Raw genomic sequence first — 25639 nt, forward strand, 5'->3', positions numbered from 1 at the left:
TACTTTGCCTTCGTTGTCGTTGTCGTTGTCGTTGTCGTTGTCGGAGTCGTAATCGGCTATTCGCACGGTTGAGACGACGATCACGACGGCGATAGCGATAGCGATCCGAGACGGTCTCGGCACTTGCGCACTACAGCACTAGCCCCTAGCCCCCTCCTTCGCTGGCTTGCGGGTTTTCCCTTGACAGCGTGCCAACGAGCTACTATTACTTTGACGTACAGAAACTTAGAATAACTTCTGGGGAATCTACATCAATGTTGTCAGCTAACTGCTCTTCGCGGGCGGTTCGGGTCTCGTTTGCGGCCGCGATTCTGGGGCTTCTGGCAGGTTGCGCCGGCTCGCCGTCGCGCACGGTGAGCGCCGACGGGGAAGCTTTTGACCTTGCGGGCCTCGATGAGCAACGCGCAAGCGTTGTGATGGCGGCCCTGTCGCAGGTGGGTACGCCCTATGTGTACGGTGGCTCGGACCCGGGGCAGGGCCTGGACTGCAGCGGCCTCACCCAGTTTGCCCATGCCGCCGCGGGTGTCAGCATCCCGCGCATTTCCACCCAGCAGCGCGCCGCCGCCCGGCCTGTCCGGCACCGCCCTGCCCCGGGCGACCTGGTCTTCTTCAGGACCGGCCCGTCGCAGTATCACGTCGGCGTGATGGTGGACGGGGACCGCTTCGTGCACGCCTCCTCGTCCAAACACCGCGTGCGATTGTCCAGCCTGTCCAGGCCCTACTGGCAGGCGCGTTATCTGGGCGCGGGTACCTACCTCTAGCGAGGCGCTGCCTCAGACCGACAACGGCATGAGACGGCGAATGCCGCGTCGATCGACTCGCGGCATCCAACAAGGGCCGAGGGCCGAGGGCCGAGGCCCAAGACGCGACCGCACAGCTCCGCTCGACTGCCGTTGCAGCCCTTGGCCCTTTCTGATCGGTGCTGCGGTGCACGCAAGACTTGATGCACCTGCAAAGATTTCGGCCTTTCAAGCAACCCGGTGCGTCTCGTAGCTCCGGTGGTCGCTTGTCGGCGGTGGCTGCAGCGCCGTGGGTCTGGCTGCAACCTGCGCTGCCTTCGGCAGTCCAACTCAAGCGGGCGGCCGCTGCCGGGCAATGTGCGAACTCGCCTTTTTGGAAAGGTTGTTGCACAATGCGCGGCGGTTCGGGGCCTGCCCCGGTTGGCCAGCCCCTCGTGCGGCCATCTGCCATATGGCCTGCCCCCATATGGCGGGTCGTCTGGTTGGCCAGTGTTCCCACTCCACATCAGAAGGAGACGTCAGAATGTCCGATAAGCCGATTAACAAGAGCCGTCGTGACGCTGTGAAGACCGTGCTCGGTGGCCTGGCTGCCGTTCCGGTCATGAACCTGGTCGCCACCGCTGCGGCCTACGCCCAGGACGTGCCGGCTGTCGATCCGGCCACCGATCCCACCGCGCAGGCGCTGAAGTACCACCCCGACGCCACCACCGCCGACCGCGCCGGCGCCGCGCGCCCGGGCCTGCCGCCGGACGAGCAGTTCTGCCACAACTGCAACTTCTCGCAGCCCTATGCCGAAGAGGGCTATGAGTCCTGCACCCTGTTCCCCGGCAAGAAGGTTGCTAGCAACGGCTGGTGCACCTCCTGGACCATGCGGGCCGGCTGACACTGTTCGCCGTCGCCGGGCAGCACCTGCCCGGCGCACGCCCTTGGCGCTGGCCCGTCCGGGTCGGCGCCAAGCCGGCAATTGGCCCCAGTACCTCTGCCCCAGTACCTCTGCCCCAGTACCTCTGCCCCAGTACCTCTGCCCCAGTACGTCTGCCTCCAGCGGACGCTTCCGGTCTCGGCGCTCCAGCGGTTCCTGCGCTTTGCCGCATGTCACTCCTTCCCGGCGTCTACCGCGGCCGGCTTGCCAGCTCCGCTACGGCTTGCGCAGTGGGCGCAGCCCGACAGATGCCTCAATTCCGCACGCCTTGATGCAGCGCAGCATTCGCTCGTGCGCTCACGGTTTTTCCGGAGGGCAGCCGCCAGTATTATCGAATGATGATGGGCGTTGCGCTGCTGCCCGCCACCGGGCAACGTCGATTCGGCCGCTGAGAACTGCAGCGCCTCGGTTGGGGGAGCCGTAATCCATGGACCAAGCCGTCACGCTTCGCGTGTCACCCGTGTTGATCAGGGCCGCCGTCTGGACGCTGATCGGCATGATCTATGCCCCGCTATACCTCGTAGTGAGCCAACTGCTGGCGCCCGCGCTCGGCGCCTTTGCCAGCGTCGCCGCCGCCGGCATTGCCGGCGGCATCGGTGCCGCCTTCTATGGTGCGCGTCAGCTCGCGCTGACGGCGAGCCTGATCGGCACCGGCTGCGCGATGCCGGCGATGGCCGCGGGCACCGCGCCCTGGCTGCCTAGCCTGGCGGCGGTGCTGGTAAGCATCGCGGTGGGATTCTTGGTGCGTTTCCCGCGGCGCTGCACCGAAGATGTCGGGCTGAAGGTGCTGGTGGGCTTTGGGATGGGGACGCTGGCCGGCGCATTGCTGCTCGCCGGCGAGCGGCTCGTCGGCGTCCAACTGCCAATGCCGGCGGTCCTGGCCTTCCAAGTGTCCGTTACCGGCGTCCTCTACGTCGGCGTAATCGTGATGCGGCCCGTGCACGCGCTGACGCGCGGGCGCTTCTGCGACCTCAGCGAGGGTTTGGTGATCGCGGTCATCGCCGTCATTGCCGCCAACGGGCTGGCCGGACTTGCCGGCATCTTCGACGAAGGGGCATCGTCCGGTCCACTCACGACGATCCTGTTGCACGTCTCCGAGCAGTTGCCCGCCGGCCTGATTGCCGCGATGTTCGCCGGTGCCGTTGCCGGGGGGCTGCTGGAACTGTTCGAGTTCGACTGGGTGGACCGCGGCTAGGGAAGCACCGATTTATCGGCGGTTTCCCGCTGCCGCTTGCAGTCGCGCTTGCGCGGGGCGTCTTTGGTCGGCAACCTTGCGCCATCCGGCGTCCCCACAGATCCATCGCGCACAGCCTCGCCATGAAGCGCTCCAAGAGCAGTCAGCGCTGGCTTGCCCGCCAGGCAAGCGATCCTTATGTATTACGTTCCAAGGCTGAGGGCTACCGCTCCCGGGCGGCATACAAGCTGCTGGACCTGGATCGCAAGGACCGGCTGTTGCGCCCCGGCATGACCGTGGTTGATCTCGGGGCGGCCCCCGGTGGCTGGTCTCAGGTGGCGGCACAGGCGGTGGGCCGGCGCGGGCGCGTGCTGGCGCTGGACCTGCTCGATATGGCCCCGATCGAAGGCGTCGACGTCATCGGCGGGGATTTTGGCGACGACGACGTGCTGGCAAGGGCGCTCGACTGGCTAGGCGGCCGGGCGGCCGACCTTGTCCTTTCCGACATGGCCCCAAACGTGTCGGGAATGAAGGCGGTGGACCAACCCCGGTCGATGCTCCTGGTGGAACTGGCGCTGGACTTCGCCGCTCGGGCACTGCTACCGGGGGGCGCGCTTGTCGTCAAGGCGTTCCAGGGCGAGGGCTTCGACTCGGTGCTGCGCCAGTTCCGCGAACGCTTCGATAAGGTTGCCTGCCGCAAGCCCGAGGCCTCCCGCAGCCAGAGCCGCGAAACCTATTTTGTGGCAAAAGGCTTCCGGGTCGGTTAGGGTTCGACTCCAAGCACCCAATCCCAAACACTCCAGCCAATTGTGAACAAGCCGTCGCCGGTGCTCGCATCCGGACGCCGGCGACTGAAGAGGCACGCTCCGTGAGCGACATGGCAAAAAATCTAATCCTGTGGGTGGTCATCGCCATTGTGCTGATGTCCGTGTTCAACAATTTCACCGCGACGCAATCGCAGCCGCGCACCGAGGCCTACTCGGACTTCATCGATCAGGTGCACCAGGGCCAGGTGAAGGAGGTCACCATCAAGGGCAGCACCATCGACGGCGTCACCGAGGGCGGTCAGCACTTCACCACCTACACCCCCGGCGATGACGGGCTCGTGGGCGATCTGCTGAACAACAACGTCGAGATCAAGGCCGCGCCGCCCGACAAGCCGTCGGTGCTGATGCAGATCCTGATCAACTGGTTCCCGCTGTTCATCCTGATCGGCCTGTGGATCTTCTTCATGCGCCAGATGCAGGGCGGGGCCGGCGGCCGTGGCGCCATGTCCTTTGCCAAGAGCAAGGCACGCATGCTGAGCGAGGATCAGGTCAAAGTGACCTTCGCCGACATGGCCGGTGCCGAAGAGGCCAAGGAAGAAGTCGTCGAGGTGGTGGACTTCCTGAAGGACCCGTCCAAGTTCCAGAAACTCGGCGGCAAGATCCCGAAGGGCGTGCTGATGGTCGGGCCCCCCGGCACCGGTAAGACGCTGCTCGCGCGCGCCATCGCCGGCGAGGCCAAGGTGCCCTTCTTCACCATCTCCGGCTCGGACTTCGTGGAGATGTTCGTCGGCGTCGGCGCCTCGCGCGTGCGTGACATGTTCGACCAGGCCAAGAAGCACGCCCCCTGCATCATTTTCATCGACGAGATCGACGCCGTCGGCCGCCACCGCGGTGCCGGCCTCGGCGGCGGTCACGACGAGCGCGAGCAGACTCTGAACCAGCTACTGGTGGAGATGGACGGCTTCGAGGGCAACGAGGGCGTCATCGTCATTGCCGCCACCAACCGTCCGGACGTGCTCGACCCGGCGCTGCTGCGCCCGGGCCGCTTCGACCGCCAGGTGGTGGTGCCGCTGCCGGACGTGCGCGGCCGCGAGCAGATCCTCAAGGTGCACATGCGCAAGGTGCCCACCGCCGACGACGTGGTGCCGTCGGTCATCGCCCGCGGCACGCCGGGCTTCTCCGGTGCCGATCTGGCCAACCTGGTGAACGAGGCGGCGCTGTTCGCGGCGCGAGCCAACAAGCGCCTGGTGGACATGGATGACATGGAGAAGGCCAAGGACAAGATCATGATGGGCACCGAGCGGCGCTCCATGGTGATGTCCGACGAGGAGAAGAAGCTGACCGCCTACCACGAGTCCGGTCACGCCATCGTCGGCCGGTCAGTGCCGCAGCACGACCCGGTGCACAAGGTCAGCATCATCCCGCGCGGGCGGGCGCTCGGCGTGACCCTGTTCCTGCCGGAGGATGATCGCTTCAGCTACAGCAAGCAGCGCCTGGAGAGCCAGATCTCCTCGCTGTTCGGCGGCCGGCTGGCCGAAGAGCTCATCTTCGGCACCGACATGGTGACCACGGGTGCCTCGAACGACATCCAGCGCGCCACCGAGCTGGCGCGGAACATGGTCACCAAGTGGGGTCTGTCGGACAAGCTGGGGCCGCTCACCTACAGCGAGGACGAGCAGGAGGTCTTCCTCGGTCACTCGGTGACCCAGCACAAGAACGTCTCCGACGAGACCTCGCACCTGATCGACAAGGAGATCCGCAGCGTCATCGACCGCAACTACGACCGCGCCAAGAACATCCTGGTGGAGAACATGGACAAGCTCCATGCCATGGCGCAGGCGTTGATCAAGTACGAGACAATCGACGCCCGACAGATCACCGACATCATGGAAGGGCGCGAGCCGCGACCGCCCAAGCAGTGGTCGGACGACGCCTCGCAGCCGCCGAGTGGCAGCGCCGAGGCGCCGGCCAACAGACCCGAAGCCGGTTCTCAGCCCGGCCGGCGGCCATCCGGCGGCCCCATCGGCGGGCCGGCCGGCGAGCATTGACCGAGGCCCGGATGGCCGGTGCGACCGCACCGGCCGCCGCGCCCCGTTCCGCGCTCGAATCCGCGCCGGAATCTTCGCCGAAATCCCCGCCGAACCGGCTCATACTCGCCTGCGGCGACCATCGGCTCGACCTCGGCACGCCCCTGGTGATGGGTGTGCTCAATATCACCCCCGACTCCTTTTCGGACGGGGGTGATTTTTTTGCGCCCGACGCGGCGCTGCGTCGGGCGGAGCAGATGGTGGCCGACGGGGCCGACATTATCGATGTCGGTGGCGAGTCAACGCGCCCCGGTGCCGCAGCGGTGGATGTCGCCGACGAACTCGGGCGGGTGGTGCCCGTGATCGAGGTGCTGGCGCGGCGGCTGCCGGTGCCGATCTCCGTCGATACGTCGAAGCCCGAGGTGATGCGCGCCGCCGCGGACGCTGGTGCGGCGCTTATTAACGACGTCCGCGCGCTGCGGGTGCCGGGTGCCCTTGCCGCCGCCGCTGCGCTAGACCTCCCGGTTTGTCTGATGCACATGCAGGGCGATCCCCGTACCATGCAGACGGACCCGGCCTATGCAGACGTCGTGGCCGAGGTGCGCGGCTTCCTTGCCGAGCGTATCGCGGCCTGTGTCGGCGTAGGACTTACACGCGAGCGTCTGTTGGTCGATCCGGGTTTTGGCTTTGGCAAGCGCTTGGCGCATAATCTCGGCCTTTTGGCGCGGCTGGCCGAGCTCAAGGCGCTCGGCCAGCCGTTGTTGGTTGGTTTGTCGCGCAAGTCCATGCTCGGCGCACTGACGGGCCGCCCTGTGGATGAGCGTCTGGCTGCCGGGCTGGCCGCTGCCGTAATCGCCGCCCGCGGCGGTGCGCGCATCCTGCGGGTGCACGATGTCGCTGCAACCGTGGACGCGCTCAAGGTGGTCGCCGCCGTCGAGGCGGTGGAGTCGGGCGCGGCAGCCGCTGTTTCCGTCGCTTGGGGGGATTCCCATTGAAGCGAAAATACTTCGGCACCGACGGTATTCGCGGGCGTGTCGGCGACCCGACCATCAGTCCGGACTTCGTCGTCAAGCTCGGTTGGGCTGCCGGCAAGGTGCTTGGCGGCGCGGCGCACAGCACCGTCCTCATCGGCAAGGACACCCGCATTTCCGGCTACATGTTCGAGTCCGCGCTGGAGGCGGGTCTGGTGGCCGCGGGCATGGACATTCGCCTGCTCGGTCCGATGCCCACGCCGGGCGTCGCCTATCTGACGCGCACCTTCCGCGCCGCTGCCGGCATCGTCATCACCGCGTCGCACAATCCGTACGACGACAACGGCATCAAGTTCTTCTCCGGCGAGGGGGATAAGCTGCCGGACGATGTCGAGCTCGCCATCGAGGCCGAGATCGATCTCCCGCTTACGACGGTGCCTGCTGCCGAGCTTGGCAGGATCAAGCGGGTCGATGATGCGGCCGGCCGCTACATCGAGTTCTGCAAGGGCTCCTTCCCGCAGGACCGGTCGTTGCGTGGCATGAAGATCGTGCTCGATTGCGCCCACGGTGCCACCTACAACATCGCGCCCTACGTGTTCGAGGAACTCGGTGCGCAGGTCGTCACCATCGGCGCCGCGCCGGACGGGCTCAACATCAACCGTGACGTCGGCTCCACCAAGCCAGAGGCTCTCGCGCGCCGGGTGTTGGAGGAGCGGGCGGACCTCGGCATCGCCTTCGATGGCGACGGTGACCGCCTGATGATGGCGGATGCGGCCGGGACCATCGTCGATGGCGACGCGTTGATCTATATCATTGCCAGGTCGAGACTCGGGTCTAATTGCCTCGCCGGGCCGGTGGTGGGGACACTGATGAGCAACCTGGGTCTCGAACTGGCCTTGCGCCGCATCGACGTCGCCTTCGAGCGCACGCAGGTGGGCGACCGCTACATCATGGAACGACTCAAGGAGTCCGGCGGTATCCTCGGCGGCGAGCCCTCCGGGCACATCATATGCCGCGATCGCACCTCCACCGGCGATGGTATCGTTGCCGCGCTGCAGGTGCTCGCGGCGCTGGCGGAGCGGGGCTGCACGCTGACCGAAGCCGCCACCGAGGTCGATCACTATCCGCAGGTGCTGGTGAATGTGCGCCTCGAGCGCCGCATGGACCCCACCAAGCTGCCGGCGATCCAGAGCGCGGTCGCCGCGGTCGAGGCCGAGCTTGCGGGTCACGGGCGCGTGCTGCTGCGGCCCTCCGGCACCGAGCCCGTTGTGCGAGTGATGGTGGAAGGCATGAACGCCGGCCAGGTGGAGGCGCTTGCCGAGCAACTGGCCGACACGGTACGCAGCGAGATCGGCGCCTGACGCCGCCCATCCCGGTCACGCATCCCAGACAAGCATCCCAGTGCCTCGCTACGGAAGTTCCGAGACCGGGCTCCCTCGTTGTCGTTGTCGTAATCGGAGTCGTTATCGAATATCCGCACGCTTGAGATCACGACAACGACCAGAGGCGGTCTCGGGGCTCGCGCGCTGTTGCACGAGTCGCGTTCCCAGTCGCCGCCCCCAGTCTCGCCAACCCGGGCAGACCTTATCCACGCCGCGGCGCATCGCCATGCGGCTGGCGCAGGCTTGCACGCGGCGCGGGCGAAAGATTCCCAACAGGAGCTTTTGATGTCATCGACGACCTCCATCCATGGCATGTGGTCCTCGCGGCTGGCGTTCATCCTCGCCGCGACGGGCTCCGCCGTGGGTCTTGGCAACGTCTGGCGCTTCCCGTATACCGCGGGCGAGTACGGCGGCGGCGCCTTCGTGCTCGTCTACCTGCTCTGCGTGGCGGGCATCGGCATCCCCATCATGATGGCGGAAATCATGCTCGGCCGGCGCGGCCGGCAGAGCCCCATCAACACCATGAAGAGCCTGGCGCGGGAGGAGGGCAGCAGCCCGGCATGGCAACTGCTGGGTTGGATGGGGATTGTCGCGGGATTCCTCATCCTGTCGTTTTACAGCGTCATCGCCGGCTGGACGCTGGCCTACGTGTTCCGGGCGGGTAGTGGGCTGTTCGCCGGCGCGGACGCGGCCGTGGCGCAGGCCATGTTCGAGGGGCTGGTGTCGGACCCGGAGCGGCTCCTCGCGTGGCACACCATATTCATGGTGATGACCACCCTGGTGGTGGCGCGCGGCGTGGCGAGCGGACTGGAGAGCGCGGTGCGCTGGCTGATGCCGGCGCTGTTCCTGCTGCTGGTGGTGATGGTGTTCTATGCCGCTGAGGCCGGCGACTTCGGTAGCGGCTTTGCGTACATGTTTTCGCCGGATTTCGGCAAGCTCGGCTCGCGCTTCGGCGAGGCGTTGCTGAGCGCGATGGGCCAGGCGTTCTTCAGCCTCAGCCTCGGCATGGGCGCCATCATGATCTACGGTTCCTATCTCAACAGCCGTGCATCCATCGCGCAGAACGTCATTATCATCGCCGGCATGGACACGCTGGTGGCGCTCCTGGCCGGACTGGCGATCTTCCCTATCGTGCTCGCCAACGGCCTCGAGCCGGGCAGCGGCCCCGGGCTGATCTTCCAGACCCTGCCCATTGCCTTCGGTCAGATGCCCGGCGGTGCGTTGTTCGGCGCCGTGTTCTTCATTCTGCTGGTATTTGCGGCATGGACCTCGGCAATTTCGTTGTTGGAGCCCATCACCGCCTGGCTAGTGGAGAATCGCGGCTTCAGCCGTCCGCGCGCCGCGGCCCTGGGCGGCAGTCTGGTGTGGCTGCTGGGGATTGCTTGCCTCCTGTCGCTCAATGTCTGGTCCGACGTCAAGGTGTTCGGCAAGGGCTTCCTCGATCTGTTCGACTATCTGACGGCCAATGTCCTGTTGCCCTTAGGTGGTGTCTTGATCGCCATCTTCGCCGGGTGGATTATGCGGCGCGCCTCGAGCGCGGACGAGTTGGGGTTCACGGAGCGCTCCTTCGTGTACCGTCTCTGGCTGCTGCTCGTGCGGTTCGTGGCGCCGGCGTGCGTCATTATCGTTTTCCTAAATGCGATCGGGTTGATCTGACGTGCCGGTTATCAAGAAGAGCGCATTGGTGCGGCATTCGGCGGAGCAGATGTTCGGGCTCGTCGCCGATGTCAAGCAATATCCGGAGTTTCTACCCTGGTGTCAGTCCACGGAACTGCTCTCGTCCACCGACGAGCAGATCTGCGGACGCATCGAGGTGGCCCGGTTGGGTGTGCGGCAGAAGTTCTCCACCTGTAACCGCATCGACCCGCCGCATCGGATGCAGATCGATCTCATGGACGGTCCCTTTCGCAAGCTGACAGGGGCCTGGACCTTCAAGGCGCTGCGTGAGGATGCCTGCAAGGTGGAGTTGGAACTGGACTTCGAGTTTTCCGGCAGGCTCATCGACAAGGCCTTCGGTGGCGTGTTCGGACAGATTGCAAACTCGCTCGTGGATGCGTTCTGCAAGCGAGCGGACGAGGTGTATGGTGACTGACGAAAGCAAGATTCGCGTGGAGGTGGCCTACGCCCGCGAGAAGCAGCAGGCGCTGCTGCAGGTGCAGGGCGAGCCGGGGCTCACGATCCGCGAGGCCATCGAGCGCTCCGGCGTGCTGCAACGCTTCCCGGACATCGACCTCGCGGTCAACAAGGTGGGCGTGTTCGGCAAGGTCACCACGCTCGAGGCGACCCTCGCCGATGGTGATCGGGTGGAGATCTATCCGCCGCTGATTGCCGACCCGAAGCAGGCGCGCAAGGTGCGAGCAGCCAATACGGGCGACAAGCCCCGCGCTGCCGCCGCGTCAGAAAAGCCGGACGCCTGAGCGCGGCGCGGCGCGGCCGGCAGCGCGCAACTGAGTGCGCGGCCGGCCAGGGCCGCTCTCGCTCTGCCGACAACTTGGCGTCGTGCCGCGTCGTGTCGCTGCTCGGTTGGCTGTAGGGTGGAGGAGCGTGGCGCAATCGACCTCTGAGACGGTCTCGGGACTTGCGCCCTGCTGCGCTAGTCCTTTCCGCCCCCTGCCGCGTCCAGGGCCCGGCCGAAAAGCCCCTTCTTCTCCTCCCAGTCGGGCACCTTCACGACGACCTCGTGCTCGGTCTCGCCGGGGATGCCCTCATGCCGGTCCGGCGGCACGAAGCCCTGGATGCGCACCAGGGCATCGTCTTCGAAGAACAGCGTCAGTGGTTTTTCCTCCATCGGGCCGCGCCCGCGCTGCAGGGTGTAGGTGTAGTCCCAGCGGTCGGTGTGGAACATGTCCATGAGCATCGGCGTGCCGAGCACGTAGCGGACCTGGTCCTTGGTCATGCCGAGCCGCAGCTGATCCAGCATGTCCTTGCTGACGATGTTGCCTTGCTGAACGGGCATCTTGTACACGAAGGGGAGATCGGCCAGGGCCGGCTCCCGGTACACGTCGTTCTTCGTGTTGCGCGCGCATCCGATTTGTGCGGCAATAGCGAGGCTGATTAGGAGAATGACAATCTTTCGCATTGGTCCCAAGACTTCGTGACTGCTGCCGAGTCGGCTCGACAGGGCAGTGGGGGAGGCGTTGGTCAGTGAACGGTGTGCGCCGCTCGTTTTGAACATGTCGTTGTGGACAGCAGGTTGAGCCCGACAAGTCTATCGCAGGCTGTGCGGACACTTCACTTGCCCGCGGGCGCTGCGGGGACATGACGCAATGATGGAAAATCAACAGATCAAGCAGGCCGGCCTCAAGGTTACGCTACCGCGGGTCAAGATTCTGAGCGTGCTGGAAACCAGCACGCTCAGGCATCTGAGCGCGGAGGACGTCTACAAGGAGCTCCTCGCCGCCGGCGAGGAGATCGGGCTTGCGACCATCTATCGCGTGCTGACGCAGTTCGAAAGCGCCGGGCTCGTCTGTCGGCATCACTTCGAGGGCGGTCAGTCGGTGTTCGAGCTGAACCGCGGCGGCCATCACGATCACCTGGTCTGCGTCAAGTGCGGCAGCGTCGTGGAGTTCCTGTCCGAGGTCATCGAAGAGCGCCAACGCGCCATCGCCGCGGAGCACGGCTTCGAGATCGAGGATCATTCGCTGATCATCTACGGCGTATGCAACAAGTGTCGCGGATCCTCCTGAGGAGGCCCGGCCGGCTGCCCGTGCGCCGATCCGGCCGTACTACCCTGCCGAGGCCATGCCGCAAAACGCCCGCTCCGACATCCACATCGATCTGGCGCGCCAGACGCTGACCCTGCGCGATGGCGACAGCGAGCGCACTTACATGATTTCCACCGCCGCCAATGGCGCCGGCGAGCTGCTGGGCAGCGGCTGTACACCGCGTGGACGCCATCGCATCCGGCTCAAGATCGGTGCGGGCTGCCCGGCGGGTGCGGTGTTCCGTGGGCGGCGCTGGACCGGCGAGATCTACAGCCCCGCGCTTGCGGCGGAACACCCGGGGCGGGACTGGATACTCACCCGCATCCTCTGGCTCACCGGCACCGAGCGCGGCCGCAACCGCGGTGGTGCCGTGGACAGCCTGCGCCGGTTCATCTACATCCACGGCTGTGCGCCCACCGAGCCCATGGGCATGCCACGCTCCCACGGCTGCATCCGCATGCGGGACGCGGACCTGCTGGAACTGTTCGACGCCGTGTCCGCGGGCACCCGCGTGGACATCTGCTGAACAACGTGCCTGCCGCGATCCTGACCCGACTGGGCGCCGCGCTGGTGGTGGTGGTGGGCGTCTGTACTCTGGTGTTCCTGCTGATCCACTTGGTACCCGGCGATCCAGTGGAGGCGATGCTGGGCGAGCGGGCGCAGGCATCCGACCGGTTGGCGTTGCGCGCGGCGCTCGGACTCGACCTGCCGCTATGGGAGCAATACCGGCGCTACATCACCGGCTTGCTGCACCTGAACCTGGGGCAGTCCTTCCTGGACCAGCGGCCGGTGGCGGCGATCCTCGCCGAGCGGCTGCCGGCGACGCTCAGGCTGGCGCTGGCCGGGCTCGGCATCGCGCTGGTGGTCGCGCTTCCGCTCGGCATGCTGGCGGCGCGCTTTCGCGGGACCGCGCTGGACTCCGCGGCCATGACCTTGTCGCTGGCGGGCATCTCGATACCCAATTTCTGGCTTGGGCCGCTGCTGATCCTGGTGTTCTCGCTCTGGCTCGGCTGGACGCCGGTCAGCGGCGATGAGGCGCCCGCGTCCATCGTCCTGCCCGCCATCACCCTGGGCACGGCGCTGGCGGCAATCCTGGCGCGCATGGTGCGTGCAAGCATGCTGGAGGTGCTCGGCGAGGACTATATCCGCACCGCCCGCGCCAAGGGGCTCGGCGAGGCCGCGGTGCTCTGGCGCCATGCCCTGCGCAACGCGTGGCTGCCGGTGCTCACCGTCATCGGCCTCCAACTCGGCGGTCTGCTGGCGGGCGCCGTCATTACCGAGACGGTGTTCGCGTGGCCCGGCATCGGCAGCCTGCTGGTGGACGCCATCAAGGCGCGTGACTTCCCCGTGGTGCAGGGCTGCGTGCTCTTGATCAGCCTGTGCTACGTGCTGGTGAACGCCCTGACGGACCTGGCCTATGTGTGGATCGATCCACGCATCGGCGCCCGCTGAGGCCGGCGGGGCAGTGACGCCGCGCCGGCTGGCGAGACTCTTCCCGTGGCTGGTGCTGGCCGCGTGGCTCGGCATGGCGCTGCTGGGGCCGCTGCTGGCCGGGCGCGCGAACCAGGTGGACCTGCCGCGCATCCTGGCGCCGCCCTCCGCCACGTTGCCGCTCGGCGCGGACGACCTGGGCCGCCCGGTGCTGGCGCGGCTGGCAGCCGGCGCGGGGACGTCGCTGGCGGTAGGCTTCGGCGTGGTGCTGGTGTCCGCGGCCATCGGGGCGTTGCTCGGCGGCATTGCCGGCTTCGCGGGCGGCTGGGTGGATCTGGTGATTGTCAGGATCATCGACGTCTTTCTGGCCTTTCCGGGCATCCTGTTGGCCATTGCGCTGGCGGGCATCCTCGGCCCCGGCCTCGGCAACGTCGTCATCGCGCTGGCGGTGGTGAGCTGGGTGGGCTATGCGCGGCTGCTGCGGGCGCAGGTGCTCTCGCTGCGCGGCCGCGATCACGTGCTCGCCGCCCGTGCCCTCGGCGCGGGGCCAGTGCGGATTCTGCTGCGCCACTTGTTGCCGCTGGCCGCCGCCCCCCTGATCGTCGAGGCCACCTTCGGCGTCGCCGGTGCGGTGGTCGCGGAGGCTGGTTTATCCTTCCTCGGGCTCGGCGTACAGCCGCCGGCGGCGTCCTGGGGCACCATGATCCGCGACGGCGTCTCGCAGATGCTGACGGCCCCGCACCTGGTGGCCGCACCCGGTGCCGCGCTCATGCTGGTGGTGTTGGCGGTAAACCTGCTGGGAGACCGCTTGCGCGACCGCCTGGATGTGCGTACTGCCGCCCGTTGAGCCTGCCTTTGCCGCCCGCGCGCGCGGCCGGCCCCGCTTCCATGACAGTTCCAACCCTTCCAACCCCGGGGGACCACAACCATGGACAAGATGCCCGCGGATCATTACGCCGCCGTGCTGTCGCGCGCCGAGTGCCTGGCGGATCGGGCCGCGGTCGATGCCGCCCTGGATGGCATGGCGGCCGGTATCAGGGCGAGACTCGGCGACAAGGACCCGCTGGTGTTGTCCGTGGTGACCGGCGGCATCGTCGTCACCGGGCTGTTGCTACCGCGCCTGGATTTCCCGCTGCGGCTGGATTACGTGCACGCCACCCGCTACCGCGGCGCGCTCAGCGGTGCCGACCTGCACTGGCAGCACCGCCCGGCGGAGGCCATGCGCGGCGAGCACGTGCTGGTGGTGGACGACATCTTCGACCAGGGACACACCATGGAGGCCATCGTCGCGGCCTGCCGCGAGGATGGCGCCGCCAGCGTCACCGCCGCGGTGCTGGCGCTGAAGGAGGGAGCGGCGCAGACCGATTACCGGCCCGATGTGGTCGGCCTGACCATCCCTGACCGCTACGTCATGGGTTACGGGCTCGACTACAAGCGCTATTTCCGCAATCTGCGCGGCATCTACGCCGCCGCGGACGAGGATACCTGACCCCGTCGGCAGTACGCTCGAGAGCCGCGATCGGAATCCTGCGCGAGCTCTGCCAGTTCTGTGAAACGCTAATATAATTAGTGCCTTATTGACATTACTGCGGCTATGGGTTAAACCGGATAAAGTAACGTGGCCTGCGCGAAATCCTACCGACGGGTGGGGGTCGGCGCGGGACCCGGAGCCGCCTTGCCCGTGCCTGCGCCGCAACGCCGCGATTCAGCCGGCGGCTCCCGCAAACAAACGAGGAGGATGGGTCATGCAATCACTCGATGGCTATCGCAATAGCCACGCCGAACTGCGCCAGATGATCGACGACCTGCGCTCGATCATGACCGCCGAGCATCTAAAAATCCGGCCGAACGCCAAGACCGCCTACGAGCTCATGTGCGACCTCGCCAAGAAGGTGAAGGCCCACCTTGCCGAAGAGGACCGGCAGCTCTACCCGAACCTGTTGATCCATGAGGACCCGAAGGTCAAATCCATCGCCTGGGGGTTCATCAGCGGCGAGAAGCCGCTGCGACGCACCTTCGACGAGTACTACAAGAAATGGCTGAAGGACTGCGACTTCAACTTTACGGAGGAGTTTCTGGAGGAGTCGCGCGAGATCTTCGACATGCTGAGCTACCGCATCGATCGTGAAGAACAGGTGCTGTTCCCCAAGCTCGTGGAGATCGGGATGTTCTCGGGCTACGCGGCGCAACGCGCCAGATCAGGGGCCTAACCGGGCACCTGACATGCACCTGTTCCGGCACCTGGCCGCGCGCCGCATCACCAGCGAGCCCGAGCCCCGCCAGCCCGAGTGCATCGCCGCGGGCGGCGTCGTGCCGCCATAGTCCTTCGCCCGAAGCCGGTGCCATGCAGCACCGGCCTTCGTTACCGACCCCCGCACCCGCGCACCTTCCCCGCGCACCTTCCCTGGCGTTTGCCGGCACAGTGCGCGGCGCGTAGACTCCCCGGCGTTCATCGCCGCCGCGCCGCGGGGGCGCCATGGTGGCGCTGCCCCGGGCCGATCAAGGAGCATGTTTCATGGGCCTTCTCGGCATCATCGGGGGTTCCGGCTTCACGGCCCTGCCGGAGACGGAAATCGTCGACCGTCAGCGGGTCGAAACGCCCTATGGCGCGCCGTCGGCGGAGCTTCTGACGCTAAGACACGACGGGCAGGAATTCCGCTTTCTGCCACGGCACGGCGCGGACCACGGCATTCCGCCTCATGCAATCAATTACCGTGCCAATATTCAGGCGCTCTGCGACAGCGGCGTCACGCAGATCGTCGCGCTCGGCGCCGTCGGCGGCATTGCAGACGATTGCGGGCCGCTGCGGCTGTGCGTGCCAGACCAACTCATCGACTACACCTGGGGCCGTCCGTCCACCTACTTCGACGGCGCCGGTGGGGACGTGGTGCATGTGGACTTTTCCGCGCCCTTCGCGCAGGTACTGCGGGAGCGGCTGCTCGCGTCGGCTCAGGGGCTTGGCCTTGATCCGCGCGACGGGGGCACCTATGCCGTCACCCAGGGACCGCGGCTGGAGACGGCGGGCGAGATCCGCCGGCTCGAGCGCGACGGCTGCGACCTCGTCGGCATGACCGCGATGCCGGAGGCGGTGCTGGCCCGCGAGCGCGCGCTCGACTACGCGCTGCTCGCCTTCGTCGTCAACTGGGCTGCCGGCAAGCGCGAAGGTGAGGTGGGCATGGGCGAGATCCGCGCCAATCTGGTGCGCTGCCAGGACAGCGTCCGCCGACTCCTGCTGGCGTTCGTGGCCGCCGCTTGATGCCCCGCACGTGCTCGTTCGCCGAGTCGTACGGGCGCCATGCTTCGACAAGGGTTATTATGCGCGTCTTGAATTTCGCAGAACGAGGTGAACACCATGGCCGATTCCGGTGATCAAGCTTCCAACAGCCGGCTTAAATTTCTGCCCAAGGTCTTGCTCTGGAGCCTTGTGCTGCTGTTCGGTTACCTGTATCTCGGTGCCGTGCAGCGCAGCGAGCAGGCAGTAACCGCCCCCGTCGCTGCCAGCAAGGCGCCCGCCACCGAAGAGGGCAGCGCTCCCGCGACGGAGGCTGCGGCCGACGCTGACTCTGCGCAGGCATCCGAGTCGGCAGAGCCTGCCGCAGCACCGGCAGCGCAGCCCGCCGGCCGCGAGGACAAGGTGAGCAAGGCCGAGGCCCAAGCGTTCGCGCAGGCCGTGATGCGCAAGGAGCCTTCGCAGCCCGAGGAGCCTGCCAAGCCTGCGCAGGCAGCCGCTGAGTCCGCGGCCCCGACTCCGGCCCCGGCCCAAGCTCAACCAGCGCCGGCCGAAGCTCAGGCCCCCGCCCAAGCACCGGCACAAGCGCCGGCCCAAGCGCCGGTCCGGCAGCAGACGACGAGCGCGCCGTCTGCGGTGCCAACGCCGGCGCCCGCGCAGCCAGCAGCTGCGGGCGCGGCACCCGCACGTCCCCAGCCGCCGGCGATGCTGAGCCGTCCCCCGGCGCCCTCGGCCCAGGACGCCCAGTCGCAGCGGGCTGAGCTGATGAAACAGTACGAGGCCATGCGCCGGCAGGCCATGGAAGAGGCGCAGAAGCGGTGGCAGCAGTACTACGGTAACCGCGCGCCGGCGATGCAACCTGGCATGCCGCCGATGCCAATGTATCCCCGCTACGGAGCGCCTCCCGCGCCGGCGGCGCCGGCGAGTGAATCCAGCCAGTAACGCCGCCGGGCCTTGGGCACTGATCGGGCGACCTGGCCGGCTGTACGGCCAGGGTGCCCGCGAACAGGACCGCCACCGCTCGTGCGGAGGCGGTCTCGGTGCATCCCGGTTTCCTTCAGCCGCACCCGCGCGGTGGACGCTCGCGGCTGGATGGGTGCCCGGCGTGGCGCAACACGCTTAGCGCTCTCATGGCGGGTCATTCAGGCGCAGCCGCCGCGCCGTCACTGTTCCGTGCGCTCGGAACATGCTCTAATCGCCGCCCATGTTCCGACCCCTGCCGTTGTTCGTCGGTCTCCGCTACACGCGGGCGAAGCGACGCAACCACTTCATTTCGTTCATCTCGCTGGTCTCGATGCTGGGCATCACCCTCGGCATCGTCGCGCTCATCGTCGTGCTGTCGGTGATGAACGGCTTCCACAAGGAGATCCAGGACCGCATCCTGGGCATGGCCGCCCACGCCACCATCAGTCTGCCCGAGGGCGGCATCCGCGATTGGCAGACCCTGGTGGAGGAGGCGCAGCGCTATCCGCAGGTGGAGGGCGCGGCCCCCTTCGTGGAACTGGAGTCGATGCTGATGAACGCGGGGCGGACCCAGGCGGCGCTGTTGCGCGGCATCGTGCCGGACCGCGAGGACGCGGTGTCGGACCTGCGCGCCGACATGGTGGTGGGCAGCGTCGATGACCTGACCCCCGGCAGCTTCAATATCGTCCTCGGCACCGAGCTGGCCGCCTTGCTAGGCGTCGGTGTGGGCGACAAGGTGACCGTGGTGACACCGCAGCTGAACGCGACGCCGGTCGGCGTCATGCCGCGGCTCAAGGCCTTCAATGTGGTCGGGCTGTTCGAGGTCGGCATGTCCGACTACGACCGCGGCGCCGGCTTCATGTCCATGGCCGACGCGGCCTTGCTGATGCGTCTCGGCGACGCCGCCGAAGGGGTGCGGCTCAAGCTCAAGGACATGTTCGACGCGCCCTTGGTGTCGCGCGAGATCGCCTATGCGCTGAATGCCGACGCCCCGGCGGACGGCCCCGCGGCCGTGATGGGCTACCGCGTCACGGACTGGACGCAGGTGCACCGCAACTTCTTCGCGGCGCTGCGCACCGAAAAGCGCATGATGACCATTATCCTGTTCCTGATCGTCGCGGTGGCGGCGTTCAACATCGTCTCGACGCTGGTGATGGTGGTGACGGACAAGCGTGCCGACATCGCCGTGCTGCGCACCCTGGGTGCCTCGCCGGGGCGGATCATGTCCATTTTCATGGTGCAGGGCACCGCCATCGGCGTCGCCGGTACGGTGCTCGGCGTCATCGGTGGCGTGCTGCTGGGCTGGAACGTCGAGCCCATCGTCGGCGCCATCGAGCGCCTTTTCGGTGTGCACTTCCTGGACCCCACCATCTACTACATCAGCGAATTGCCGTCGGAGGTGCGTCTGAGCGACGTGGTGCACATCGGTGGCGGCGCCTTCGTGATGTCAGTGCTGGCAACGCTGTATCCGGCGTGGCGGGCGTCGCGCACCGATCCGGCGGAGGCGCTGCGCTATGAATGACCTCGGGCCGGGCGGGCAGCGCCCAAGCGTGGCCGGTGCGCCGATGGGTGAGACGGCGGATGGCGAGCAGGCACCGGTGTTGGAGGCCCGCGGCTTGGGCAAGATCTTTCGCCAGGGGCCGCAGCAGGTGGAAGTGCTGCGCGCCGTGGACCTCGCGGTGCGTCGCGGCGAGCGTATCGCCATCGTCGGCGCCTCAGGCTCCGGCAAGAGCACGCTGCTGCACTGCCTGGGTGGCCTGGAGCGGTCCACGGCCGGCCAGGTGCTCTGGGGCGGGCAAGACCCCATGCGTCTGTCCGAGCGTGCCCGCGGATTGCTGCGCAACCGCCGGCTCGGCTTCGTCTACCAGTTCCATCACTTGCTGCCGGAGTTCACGGCGCTGGAGAACGTCGCCATGCCGCTCCTCATCGGCGACGCCAGTCCGGCCGAGGCGCGCGAGCGGGCCACAGCGCTGCTGGCGCGGGTGGGTCTGGATCATCGGCTCACGCACAAGCCCTCGGAGCTATCCGGCGGCGAGCGTCAGCGGGCGGCCATCGCCCGCGCCCTGGTGATGCGGCCGGACTGCGTGCTGGCGGACGAGCCCACCGGCAATCTCGACCGGCACACCGCGGGCGGTGTCTACGAGCTGATGCTGGAGCTGAACGCCGAGCAGGGCACCAGCTTCGTCATCGTCACCCACGACCCCGACCTCGCGGCGCGGACGGATCAGATCTGGCGGTTGGATGACGGCGTGTTGACGCGAGCGGCGGCATAGCGGCGCCGTCGGCGCTCGATCTCCCGCAACAGGCTCCGGCGCCACAGCCACTGCACGGTGAAATAGCCGATGGTGGCCGCCAGGCTGGCAAAGATGAAGCAGCCGAGCAGCATGGGCCCCAGCACGCCGAGCCAGTTGTGCCAATCGAACCAGAACTGCGGTTCGAAGGTGCGAATGTGCTGGCCCATCAGCCAGGCGCCCACCGCATACGCGCCATAGTACATGGGCGGTATGGTCACCGGGTTGGTGAGCCACACCAGCGACGCCGCGATGGGCAGATTGACGCGCAGCTTGATGGCCGCCGCCGTGGCCATGAACACCTGGCCGAACGGTGGCATGTACATCATGAACAGGCCGACGGCGACGCCGCCCGATGCGGAGCGGCGGTTCAGGTGCCAGAGGTTCGGGTCCTGCAACAGGGTCCCGAAGACGCGAATCCAGCGGCTCTGCAGGATCACATGTGGGTCGGGCAGGATGCCCTTGAGCCAGCGTCTCACGTTGTCGGGCCGGGACTCTCAGTGGGCGGAGCGTGATCGAGTATACGCCAGGCTTGGCTGCCGCGAATGCCGCGCGGTGTGGGCAAGCGCGCGGCCGGCTCCATGCCTGCACCGCGCGTCCGCCGTTGCCGGGCAGGCGTCATGCAGCGTCGGCGTGTAGGCGCTGATTCGTCCGTCGTCGAACCCATGGATCGCCGAGGCGAGCCCCATTCCCCGCGCTGGTCTCCGGCGCCGGCCGCCATCGCCTTCACCGCCGGAGTCGGCGGCTTTTTCGCCCTGCCGCGGTTGCCGAGCGTCTGGTCGCTGTTGGCGGTCGTGCTGGGCGCCTTGGCACTGGTGCTGCTGGCATGGCTGTGGCCCAGGCGCCGGTGGCGGGCCCTGTTGCCGGCCGCGCTGGGTCTGTGTGTCGCGGCATGCGGCGCACTCTGGGCCGATGCCGATGCCTGCCGTGTGTTGTGCCGGCCCTTCCCGGAGAACCTCATCAATCGCACCCTGGTGGCCGAGGGGCGCATCGCGTCACTGCCGGAGGCGCGGGGATACGCGCATCGCTTTCTGTTCCAAGTCGACGCGCTGCGTGCCGACGGTGGGCCGCGTGGCTTTCATGGCCTGGTCCGGCTGTCCTGGTACCGCAATGCGCCGGTCCTGCGCGTCGGCGAGCGTTGGCGCCTGCATGTGCGCCTCAAGCCGCCGCATGGCTTCGTCAACCCAGGTGGTTTCGACTACGAGCGGTGGCTGTTCCAGCGCGGCATCGCCGCCACCGGCCATGTGACGGACGCCGCGGACGCCAAATTGCTGGATGCGGACCCCGGCACCCATTGGCTCGATCGCTGGCGGCAGCAACTGCGTGATCGACTCCACGCGCTGCTGCCGGCGGGGCCGGCGGCGGCATTGGTGCCGGCTCTGGTGCTGGGTGATCGCGGCGGGCTGACGCCGGACGCATGGGATGTGCTGGCGCGCACCGGCGCCAGCCATCTCATCGCCATCTCCGGCCTGCACGTTGGGCTGGTGGCCGGCGTGGTGTTGCTGCTTGTGCGCCGCGCCTGGGCCTGGCTCCCGGGGCTCGCGCGGCGTGTCGCGGCGCCACGTGCGGCGGCCGTTGCCGCGTTGGCGGCCGCGACGGCCTACGCGGGGCTCGCCGGCTTCTCCATCTCCACCCGGCGGGCGCTGGCGATGCTCGCGGTGTTGCTGCTCGCCACCATGCTGGGGCGCACGCTGCGCCCCCTCTCGGGCCTGAGTCTGGCGCTGCTGGTGGTGCTGCTGCTCGACCCGTCCAGTGTGCTGTCTTATGGCTTCTGGCTGTCCTTTGGCGCCGTGGCCATGCTGCTCTATGCGCTGGGGCTGCGCCTGGCGCCGCCGTTTGCACTGGTCCGCTGGGGGCGGGCGCAGTGGGCGGTCGCCATCGGTCTGCTGCCGCTGCTGCTGCTGTTCTTCGGCCGCGCGTCGCTGGTGGCGCCGGCGGTCAACCTGTTACTGGTGCCGTTGTTCGGGCTGCTGCTGCCCCTGGTGCTGCTCTCGGCCGGTGTCGCGCTGGCGGGCGACTGGAGCGGGGCGCTGTGGCCTGTCGCGGCGCTGTTGAATCTGGGCTTTGCCGCGCTGCAGCAGATCGCAGCCTGGGACCCGGCCGGGGTCGCGCTGGGTGGCCGGTCCACCTGGGTCTGGCTGGCGGCGGGCGCCGGCGCGCTGCTGCTGCTGGCGCCGCGTGGTATTCCGGGGCGCTGGCTCGGCCTGGTGCTGCTGTTGCCGCTGGCGACGGCACGCCCGCCGGCGCCGCGCGACGGTGAGGCGACCGTGACCATGCTGGACGTGGGGCAGGGGCTCGCCGTGGTGGTGCGCACCGCGGGGCACACGCTCGTGTACGACATGGGGCCGCGCTGGCCGAGCGGCTTCAACACCGGTGCGGCGGTGGTGGCGCCCTACCTGCGCTATCAAGGTGTGGCGGCGGTGGACCTCGCCGTGGCCTCGCACGCTGATCAGGACCACGCCGGCGGTCTGCGGGGGCTCATGGACCACCTGCCGGTGCGGCGCATCATCAGCGGCGAGCCGGATGAGATCGACGCCGTCGGGGCCGAGCCTTGTCGCGCCGGCGACGCCTGGCGCTGGGACGGCGTCCGGTTCGCGGTGCTGCATCCGGATGACACCGCCGAGACCGGCAACGACGCCTCCTGCGTCTTGCGCGTCTCCACGCCAGGTGGCAGCGTGCTGCTCACCGGCGACATCGAGGCGGGCGCCGAGACCGGCCTGGTGGCCCGCTACGGCGACAAATTGCGTGCCGACGTGCTGGTTGCGCCGCATCACGGCAGCGACAGCTCCAGCACCTGGACCTTGCTGCGCGCCGTGGCGCCGGACTGGATCTGGTTCTCCGCGGGTTTTGGGAATCGGTTCGGCTTTCCCAACGCCCCGGTGGTTGCGCGGGCGCGGGACATCGGCAGCGCCACCGCCAACACGGCCACGGACGGCGCGGTTCGCCTGACGCTGCCGCGGGTGCAGGGCGCCTTGGCGCCCAGGCGCGAGCGCGCTGCGGCGCCGCGACTCTGGCGGCACCTGCCGTGAGGTGTCGGCCGTGAGGCGTCCAATGACGACAACGGCCTGGCGGCGGTGACGTGGCGCCTGAACTGTTATGATTCCGCGATTTGGAACCGGACAAAGCGCCGGTCCGATGCTGCGGGAGTAATTGATCAGGTGTTCGAGTTGTTGCGGGCGGGCGGTTGGCTCATGGGGCCGATTCTGCTCTGTTCCATCGCCGCGATGGCCATCGTCATCGAGCGTTTTTGGGCCCTGCGCCGGGCCGTGATCATGCCGGACGACCTGGTGACGCGCATCTGGCAGATGCACCGCAGGCATCTGCTCAACGACGATCGCATCGCCGAGATCCGCGAGGGCTCCGCCCTCGGGCGCATGTTGGCGGCCGGGCTGGTGAACCGGTTTCACTCCCGCGAGGTCATGAAGGAGGCCATCCAGGACACCGGCCGCCAGGTGGTGGCGGACCTGGAGCGCTATCTCAACACCCTCGGCACCATCGCCGCGGTGACGCCGCTGCTGGGTCTGCTCGGCACCGTGCTCGGCATGATCAAGGTTTTCGGCGTCATCATGGAGGCTGGCGTCGGCAACCCTGGCGTGCTCGCGGGCGGCATTTCGCAGGCGCTGATCACCACGGCGGCGGGCCTGTCGGTGGCCATTCCGGCGCTGATGTTCCACCGCTACTTCAATAACCGGGTGGACAAGATCGTCATCGCCATGGAGGAGCAGGCGCTGCGGCTCATCGAGGTGATGCAGGGCGAGCGCGAGGCGGGCGAGGCCGAATCGCGATGAACCTCCGCCCCAGCCGGCGCGACGAGCCGGACATCAACCTGACGCCGCTCATCGACGTCGTCTTTCTGCTGCTTATCTTCTTCATGGTGTCCACCACCTTCAACGACGACGCCAGGCTGCGGTTGGAGCTTCCACGGGCGCACGGCGAGCCTGCCAAGGCGGGCGAGACGCAGCTCGTCGAACTGGTGGTGGACGTCGCCGGACGCTACTACGTGGACGGCCAGCAGGTGCTCGGTACCGATGCCGGCACCCTGCGCCGGGCGCTGGCCGAGGTGGTAAAAGGCGACAAGCGCGACCTGCCGGTGCTCATCAAGGCGGACGCGAAGACTCCCCACCAGGCGGTGATGACGGCGCTGGACGCCCTGGGCCAGTTGGGCATCAGCCACGTCGCCTTCGCCGCCAGTCACAGCGAAGGGACCCAATGAGCGAGCCAATGTCGCTGGCCGCGGGCAGCGGCGCCGGGCGCTCGGTCTACGCACGCCTGCTCGGCTATGTGCGGCCGTACTGGCGCATCTTCACGCTGTCCATCGCCGGCATGCTGGTGTTCGCGGCCACCGAGCCCGTGTTCGCGGCCATGATCAAGCCGCTCTTGGACGGCAGCTTCGTCGAGCGCGACCCGAAGATCGTGCGGCTGATGCCCATCGCGCTGGTGGCGGTGTTCGTCGTGCGCGGCGTCGCCGGCTTCGTGAACAACTACTGCCTCAACTGGGTTGGCCGGCGCGTGGTGGCGGACCTGCGCCAGGCGATGTTCGACCACCTGCTGCGTGCGCCGACGCGCTACTACGACGCCAACGGCACGGGTCAGTTGCTGGCCAAGCTCACCTACAACGTCGAGAACGTCGCCAACGCCGCCACCTCCGCCATCACCACCGTGGTGCGCGACGGCTTTACGGCCGTGGCGCTGCTGGCCTACATGCTCTACCTGGACGCGGCGCTGTCGGCCATCTTCCTGCTCATCGGGCCGGTGATGGCATTCTCCGTCAAGTACGCCACGCGGCGCTTCCGCCGCTACGGGGCGCGCATCCAGGACCGTATCGGCTCCCTGACCCACGTGGCGCAGGAGGTGATCGACGGGCACCGCGTGGTGAAGGCCTTCGGCGGCGAGCGGGCGGAGTCCGCGACCTTCTCGGCCATCAACGAGAAGACGCGGTCGCTGCAAATGAAGGTGATCGCGGTGGAGTCCATCAGCGTCCCGGTGGTGCAGCTCCTCTCCGCCGTGGCCATCGGCATCATCGTGTACCTGTCCACGCTGCAGGGGCTGCGCGAGGACATCACCGTCGGCACCTTCATGTCGTTCGTGGTGGCCATGGGCCTGATGCTGCCGCCGGTGAAGCGGCTCACGGCCGTGAACTCGCAGCTCCAGCGCGGCATCGTCGCCGCCGACAGCCTGTTCGAGTTGCTCGACAGCGAGGTCGAGCAGGATACCGGCAGGCAGGTGCTGGAGCGGGTGCGCGGCGAGATCGCCTTCCGCGACGTGACCCATGTCTACGATGCCGGCAAGGGGCCGGTGCTGCACGGGCTGAGCCTCTCCATCGCCGCCGGCGAGAGCGTGGCGCTGGTGGGGCGCTCCGGCAGTGGCAAGACCACGCTGGTGAGCCTGATTCCGCGCTTCTACGACCCGAGCGCGGGGCAGATTCTGGTTGACGGCATCGACCACCGCGCCGTGACCCTGGCGAGCCTGCGCGCGCAGATCTCGCTGGTCACCCAGGACATCGTACTGTTCAACGCCAGCGTGGCGGACAACATCGCCTACGGTGCGGCGGCGGGGGCGTCAAGGGCCGAGATCAAGCGCGTTGCCGAGGCCGCGCACGCGCTGGAGTTCATCCGCGCCCTGCCGCAGGGCTTCGACACCCTGGTGGGCGACCGCGGCATATTGCTTTCGGGCGGCCAGCGACAGCGGCTCGCCATTGCCCGCGCCATGCTCAAGGACGCCCCCATCCTGATCCTGGACGAGGCCACCTCGGCGCTCGACACCGAGGCCGAGCGCCACATCCAGCAGGCGCTGGCGGCGCTGATGGCCCACCGCACGACACTGGTGATCGCGCATCGGCTGTCCACCATCGAGCACGTGGATCGGGTGGTGGTGCTGGAGCAGGGGCGCATCGTGGAGCAAGGCAGCCACCGGGAACTGCTGGCCGCCGGCGGCTACTACGCCCGCCTGCAACGTGCGCAGCTGCACGTGCCCGCGCCGGCCGCCGCGGAGGCCCTCGCGGATTGAGCCCGCCCCCGAGGCCAACATCGAGCCCGCCA

General features: G+C 67.8%; 26 protein-coding genes. 24 read left to right on the forward strand and 2 right to left on the reverse strand.

What is annotated here, in order from left to right; genetic code table 11:
• The first annotated feature begins 254 nt into the window (after positions 1-254).
• The 10 genes from LJE69_RS02185 (at position 255) to LJE69_RS02230 (ending at position 10400) form a co-directional block, all read left to right on the forward strand.
• On the forward strand, positions 255-761 hold the full coding sequence (locus LJE69_RS02185; RefSeq protein ID WP_296921018.1) for a C40 family peptidase: 507 nt from the start codon (positions 255-257) through the stop codon (positions 759-761).
• Positions 762-1263: 502 nt separating this feature from the next.
• A complete protein-coding gene (locus LJE69_RS02190; RefSeq protein ID WP_296921019.1) occupies positions 1264-1623 on the forward strand; it encodes a high-potential iron-sulfur protein in 360 nt (119 codons plus the stop codon).
• 466 nt (positions 1624-2089) lie between these two features.
• The gene (locus tag LJE69_RS02195; RefSeq protein WP_296921022.1) at positions 2090-2857 is read left to right on the forward strand and encodes a hypothetical protein; all 768 of its coding nucleotides are present in this window, start codon (positions 2090-2092) and stop codon (positions 2855-2857) included.
• 122 nt (positions 2858-2979) lie between these two features.
• Positions 2980-3603 carry a 23S rRNA (uridine(2552)-2'-O)-methyltransferase RlmE gene (gene rlmE / locus LJE69_RS02200; RefSeq protein WP_296921024.1) on the forward strand — a complete coding sequence of 208 codons (624 nt, stop codon included), beginning with the start codon at positions 2980-2982 and terminating at the stop codon, positions 3601-3603.
• 110 nt (positions 3604-3713) lie between these two features.
• Positions 3714-5651, forward strand: a complete 1938-nt coding sequence (gene ftsH / locus LJE69_RS02205) for an ATP-dependent zinc metalloprotease FtsH (RefSeq protein ID WP_296921150.1) — start codon at positions 3714-3716, stop codon at positions 5649-5651.
• A 149-nt stretch (positions 5652-5800) separates the two neighbouring features.
• Positions 5801-6625, forward strand: coding sequence for a dihydropteroate synthase (gene folP, locus LJE69_RS02210; protein ID WP_296921153.1), 825 nt, complete (start codon positions 5801-5803; stop codon positions 6623-6625).
• Positions 6622-7962: a phosphoglucosamine mutase gene (gene glmM, locus LJE69_RS02215; RefSeq protein WP_296921027.1), complete on the forward strand. Its 1341-nt coding sequence runs from the start codon at positions 6622-6624 to the stop codon at positions 7960-7962. The genes folP and glmM overlap by 4 nt, the downstream gene beginning before the upstream one ends.
• Positions 7963-8268: 306 nt before the next feature.
• A complete protein-coding gene (locus LJE69_RS02220; protein ID WP_296921030.1) occupies positions 8269-9639 on the forward strand; it encodes a sodium-dependent transporter in 1371 nt (456 codons plus the stop codon).
• Between the two features lies 1 nt (position 9640).
• Positions 9641-10075 carry a type II toxin-antitoxin system RatA family toxin gene (locus tag LJE69_RS02225; RefSeq protein WP_296921032.1) on the forward strand — a complete coding sequence of 145 codons (435 nt, stop codon included), beginning with the start codon at positions 9641-9643 and terminating at the stop codon, positions 10073-10075.
• The gene (locus LJE69_RS02230) at positions 10065-10400 is read left to right on the forward strand and encodes an RnfH family protein (protein WP_296921035.1); all 336 of its coding nucleotides are present in this window, start codon (positions 10065-10067) and stop codon (positions 10398-10400) included. Before LJE69_RS02225 ends, LJE69_RS02230 begins: the two co-directional genes overlap by 11 nt.
• Before the next feature lie 176 nt (positions 10401-10576).
• Here the strand turns inward: LJE69_RS02230 and LJE69_RS02235 are convergent, their stop codons facing one another.
• Positions 10577-10939: an outer membrane protein assembly factor BamE gene (locus LJE69_RS02235; protein ID WP_296921039.1), complete on the reverse strand. Its 363-nt coding sequence runs from the start codon at positions 10937-10939 to the stop codon at positions 10577-10579.
• A 313-nt stretch (positions 10940-11252) separates the two neighbouring features.
• Here LJE69_RS02235 and fur point away from each other — a divergent pair, with 313 nt between their 5' ends.
• The 10 genes from fur to lolD all read left to right on the forward strand — a co-directional run bounded on the left by fur (position 11253) and on the right by lolD (position 19583).
• Positions 11253-11669 (forward strand): ferric iron uptake transcriptional regulator, encoded by a 417-nt coding sequence (gene fur, locus LJE69_RS02240; protein ID WP_296921155.1) that lies wholly within the window; start codon positions 11253-11255, stop codon positions 11667-11669.
• Between the two features lie 55 nt (positions 11670-11724).
• On the forward strand, positions 11725-12213 hold the full coding sequence (locus LJE69_RS02245; RefSeq protein WP_296921042.1) for a L,D-transpeptidase: 489 nt from the start codon (positions 11725-11727) through the stop codon (positions 12211-12213).
• A gap of 5 nt (positions 12214-12218) precedes the next feature.
• Positions 12219-13139, forward strand: a complete 921-nt coding sequence (gene nikB, locus LJE69_RS02250; protein ID WP_296921045.1) for a nickel ABC transporter permease — start codon at positions 12219-12221, stop codon at positions 13137-13139.
• 73 nt (positions 13140-13212) lie between these two features.
• Complete coding sequence (locus tag LJE69_RS02255) at positions 13213-13965, forward strand: ABC transporter permease (RefSeq protein ID WP_296921157.1); 753 nt, start codon at positions 13213-13215, stop codon at positions 13963-13965.
• Between the two features lie 81 nt (positions 13966-14046).
• Positions 14047-14607: a hypoxanthine-guanine phosphoribosyltransferase gene (locus tag LJE69_RS02260; RefSeq protein WP_296921048.1), complete on the forward strand. Its 561-nt coding sequence runs from the start codon at positions 14047-14049 to the stop codon at positions 14605-14607.
• A gap of 256 nt (positions 14608-14863) precedes the next feature.
• Positions 14864-15328 carry a hemerythrin domain-containing protein gene (locus LJE69_RS02265; RefSeq protein ID WP_296921051.1) on the forward strand — a complete coding sequence of 155 codons (465 nt, stop codon included), beginning with the start codon at positions 14864-14866 and terminating at the stop codon, positions 15326-15328.
• Between the two features lie 305 nt (positions 15329-15633).
• On the forward strand, positions 15634-16374 hold the full coding sequence (locus LJE69_RS02270; protein WP_296921054.1) for an S-methyl-5'-thioinosine phosphorylase: 741 nt from the start codon (positions 15634-15636) through the stop codon (positions 16372-16374).
• 96 nt (positions 16375-16470) lie between these two features.
• Positions 16471-17289: a hypothetical protein gene (locus LJE69_RS02275; protein WP_296921058.1), complete on the forward strand. Its 819-nt coding sequence runs from the start codon at positions 16471-16473 to the stop codon at positions 17287-17289.
• 262 nt (positions 17290-17551) lie between these two features.
• Positions 17552-18832 carry a lipoprotein-releasing ABC transporter permease subunit gene (locus LJE69_RS02280; RefSeq protein WP_296921061.1) on the forward strand — a complete coding sequence of 427 codons (1281 nt, stop codon included), beginning with the start codon at positions 17552-17554 and terminating at the stop codon, positions 18830-18832.
• A 43-nt stretch (positions 18833-18875) separates the two neighbouring features.
• A complete protein-coding gene (gene lolD, locus LJE69_RS02285; protein ID WP_296921159.1) occupies positions 18876-19583 on the forward strand; it encodes a lipoprotein-releasing ABC transporter ATP-binding protein LolD in 708 nt (235 codons plus the stop codon).
• On the opposite strand, the gene LJE69_RS02290 is transcribed toward lolD, so the two are convergent.
• Positions 19535-20080, reverse strand: coding sequence for a DUF2062 domain-containing protein (locus tag LJE69_RS02290; RefSeq protein WP_296921064.1), 546 nt, complete (start codon positions 20078-20080; stop codon positions 19535-19537). The genes lolD and LJE69_RS02290 overlap by 49 nt on opposite strands.
• A gap of 186 nt (positions 20081-20266) precedes the next feature.
• On the opposite strand from LJE69_RS02290, the gene LJE69_RS02295 reads away from it, so the two are divergent.
• From LJE69_RS02295 to msbA, 4 genes are all read left to right on the forward strand, one after another.
• Positions 20267-22630 carry a DNA internalization-related competence protein ComEC/Rec2 gene (locus LJE69_RS02295; protein ID WP_296921065.1) on the forward strand — a complete coding sequence of 788 codons (2364 nt, stop codon included), beginning with the start codon at positions 20267-20269 and terminating at the stop codon, positions 22628-22630.
• A 129-nt stretch (positions 22631-22759) separates the two neighbouring features.
• On the forward strand, positions 22760-23389 hold the full coding sequence (locus LJE69_RS02300) for a MotA/TolQ/ExbB proton channel family protein (RefSeq protein WP_296921068.1): 630 nt from the start codon (positions 22760-22762) through the stop codon (positions 23387-23389).
• Positions 23386-23814, forward strand: a complete 429-nt coding sequence (locus LJE69_RS02305) for a biopolymer transporter ExbD (RefSeq protein ID WP_296921069.1) — start codon at positions 23386-23388, stop codon at positions 23812-23814. The genes LJE69_RS02300 and LJE69_RS02305 overlap by 4 nt, the downstream gene beginning before the upstream one ends.
• Positions 23811-25607, forward strand: coding sequence for a lipid A export permease/ATP-binding protein MsbA (msbA, locus tag LJE69_RS02310; protein ID WP_296921072.1), 1797 nt, complete (start codon positions 23811-23813; stop codon positions 25605-25607). The genes LJE69_RS02305 and msbA overlap by 4 nt, the downstream gene beginning before the upstream one ends.
• Positions 25608-25639 lie beyond the last annotated feature (32 nt).

This window comes from Thiohalocapsa sp. (genome assembly GCF_022340605.1).
GTDB lineage: Bacteria > Pseudomonadota > Gammaproteobacteria > Chromatiales > Chromatiaceae > Thiohalocapsa.

Excerpts from the sequence above, each read along its gene's own strand:
- LJE69_RS02185 (WP_296921018.1), top strand. The coding sequence starts at position 255 with ATGTTGTCAGCTAACTGCTCTTCGCGGGCGGTTCGGGTCTCGTTTGCG.
- LJE69_RS02190 (WP_296921019.1), top strand. The coding sequence starts at position 1,264 with ATGTCCGATAAGCCGATTAACAAGAGCCGTCGTGACGCTGTGAAGACC.
- LJE69_RS02195 (WP_296921022.1), top strand. The coding sequence starts at position 2,090 with ATGGACCAAGCCGTCACGCTTCGCGTGTCACCCGTGTTGATCAGGGCC.
- rlmE (WP_296921024.1), top strand. The coding sequence starts at position 2,980 with ATGAAGCGCTCCAAGAGCAGTCAGCGCTGGCTTGCCCGCCAGGCAAGC.
- ftsH (WP_296921150.1), top strand. The coding sequence starts at position 3,714 with ATGGCAAAAAATCTAATCCTGTGGGTGGTCATCGCCATTGTGCTGATG.
- folP (WP_296921153.1), top strand. The coding sequence starts at position 5,801 with ATGGGTGTGCTCAATATCACCCCCGACTCCTTTTCGGACGGGGGTGAT.
- LJE69_RS02220 (WP_296921030.1), top strand. The coding sequence starts at position 8,269 with ATGTCATCGACGACCTCCATCCATGGCATGTGGTCCTCGCGGCTGGCG.
- LJE69_RS02230 (WP_296921035.1), top strand. The coding sequence starts at position 10,065 with ATGGTGACTGACGAAAGCAAGATTCGCGTGGAGGTGGCCTACGCCCGC.
- LJE69_RS02235 (WP_296921039.1), bottom strand. The coding sequence starts at position 10,939 with ATGCCCGTTCAGCAAGGCAACATCGTCAGCAAGGACATGCTGGATCAG.
- fur (WP_296921155.1), top strand. The coding sequence starts at position 11,253 with ATGGAAAATCAACAGATCAAGCAGGCCGGCCTCAAGGTTACGCTACCG.
- LJE69_RS02245 (WP_296921042.1), top strand. The coding sequence starts at position 11,725 with ATGCCGCAAAACGCCCGCTCCGACATCCACATCGATCTGGCGCGCCAG.
- LJE69_RS02255 (WP_296921157.1), top strand. The coding sequence starts at position 13,213 with ATGGCGCTGCTGGGGCCGCTGCTGGCCGGGCGCGCGAACCAGGTGGAC.
- LJE69_RS02260 (WP_296921048.1), top strand. The coding sequence starts at position 14,047 with ATGGACAAGATGCCCGCGGATCATTACGCCGCCGTGCTGTCGCGCGCC.
- LJE69_RS02265 (WP_296921051.1), top strand. The coding sequence starts at position 14,864 with ATGCAATCACTCGATGGCTATCGCAATAGCCACGCCGAACTGCGCCAG.
- LJE69_RS02270 (WP_296921054.1), top strand. The coding sequence starts at position 15,634 with ATGGGCCTTCTCGGCATCATCGGGGGTTCCGGCTTCACGGCCCTGCCG.
- LJE69_RS02275 (WP_296921058.1), top strand. The coding sequence starts at position 16,471 with ATGGCCGATTCCGGTGATCAAGCTTCCAACAGCCGGCTTAAATTTCTG.
- LJE69_RS02280 (WP_296921061.1), top strand. The coding sequence starts at position 17,552 with ATGTTCCGACCCCTGCCGTTGTTCGTCGGTCTCCGCTACACGCGGGCG.
- lolD (WP_296921159.1), top strand. The coding sequence starts at position 18,876 with ATGGGTGAGACGGCGGATGGCGAGCAGGCACCGGTGTTGGAGGCCCGC.
- LJE69_RS02295 (WP_296921065.1), top strand. The coding sequence starts at position 20,267 with ATGGATCGCCGAGGCGAGCCCCATTCCCCGCGCTGGTCTCCGGCGCCG.
- LJE69_RS02305 (WP_296921069.1), top strand. The coding sequence starts at position 23,386 with ATGAACCTCCGCCCCAGCCGGCGCGACGAGCCGGACATCAACCTGACG.
- msbA (WP_296921072.1), top strand. The coding sequence starts at position 23,811 with ATGAGCGAGCCAATGTCGCTGGCCGCGGGCAGCGGCGCCGGGCGCTCG.